Below are 1,173 nucleotides of genomic sequence, written 5' to 3' on the forward strand. Positions count from 1 at the left end.
GGTCCGTCAAAGAGACCTGGATATATAGAAAAGGAAAAACCCGTGACTGAATCCAAGCAGTACCAGCTGGCCGTCCTGAACGGCGACGGCATCGGCCCGGAGATCGTGCCGGCCTCAGTGCAGATCCTGGACGCGGCGATGGCCGCCGCTGGTGCCCCCGCACTCGCCTGGACCGAGCTTCCGCTGGGCCGGACCGCGATCGACACCCATGGCATCGCCGTCCCCGAGGAAACCCTCGAAGCGCTGAACAACGTTGACGGCTGGCTCCTGGGCCCGCACGATTCCGCCTCCTACCCCGAGCCGCACAAGTCCGCGTTGAACCCCTCCGGCACGATCCGCAAGCACTTTGGCCTGTTCGCCAACATCCGCCCGTCCAAGGCATTCCCGGGCGGCAACGCCATCGTTGAGGGCACGGACCTGGTTATCGTGCGCGAAAACACCGAAGGCTTCTACGCGGACCGGAACACCTTCGCCGGTACCGGCGAATTCATGCCCACCCCCGACGTGGCCATCATGCACGGCATCATCACCCGCGCCGCAACCGAACGCATCGCCCACGCCGCGTTCCAGCTCGCCCAGTCCCGCACCAAGCAGCTGACCATCGTGCACAAGGCCAACGTCCTGAAAATGACCACCGGCCTGTTCCGCGACGTCTGCCGCGAAGTCGCCACCCAGTACCCGGACGTGTCCGTGAACGACTTCCACATCGACGCGATGACCGTCCACATGGTCCGCCGCGCGAACAAGTTCGACGTCATCGTCACCGAAAACATGTTCGGCGATATCCTCTCGGACCTCGCCGGAGAAGTCGCCGGGTCCCTCGGCATCGCCCCGTCAATCAACTCCTCCGACACCCACGCCATGGCCCAGGCCTCCCACGGATCCGCCCCGGACATCGCCGGACAGAACATCGCCAACCCCATCGCGATGATCCTCTCCTCCGCGATGCTGCTGCGCTGGCTCGGCGCGAAATTCAACGACGACAAAGTCCTCCAGGCCGCCGAACTGGTCGAAAAGGCCGTCGAAGCGACAGTCCTGGACGGCACCACCACCAAGGACCTGGGCGGCACCGCCGGCACCAGCGACTTCGCAGACGCCGTCACCAACCGCATCACCACCCTCACCCACGCCTAACCCCCGGACGCCGGGCGGGCCACCACCCGCCCGGCACCA

General features: G+C 65.6%; 1 protein-coding gene. It reads left to right on the forward strand.

The annotated features are described in order from the left end of the window. The first annotated feature begins 42 nt into the window (after positions 1-42). Positions 43-1,134 carry an isocitrate/isopropylmalate dehydrogenase family protein gene (locus tag CXQ88_RS21330; RefSeq protein ID WP_104046153.1) on the forward strand — a complete coding sequence of 364 codons (1,092 nt, stop codon included), beginning with the start codon at positions 43-45 and terminating at the stop codon, positions 1,132-1,134. Positions 1,135-1,173 lie beyond the last annotated feature (39 nt).

The sequence above is a fragment of the Arthrobacter sp. ZGTC412 genome, assembly GCF_002929215.1.
In the GTDB taxonomy this organism is placed as follows: domain Bacteria; phylum Actinomycetota; class Actinomycetes; order Actinomycetales; family Micrococcaceae; genus Arthrobacter.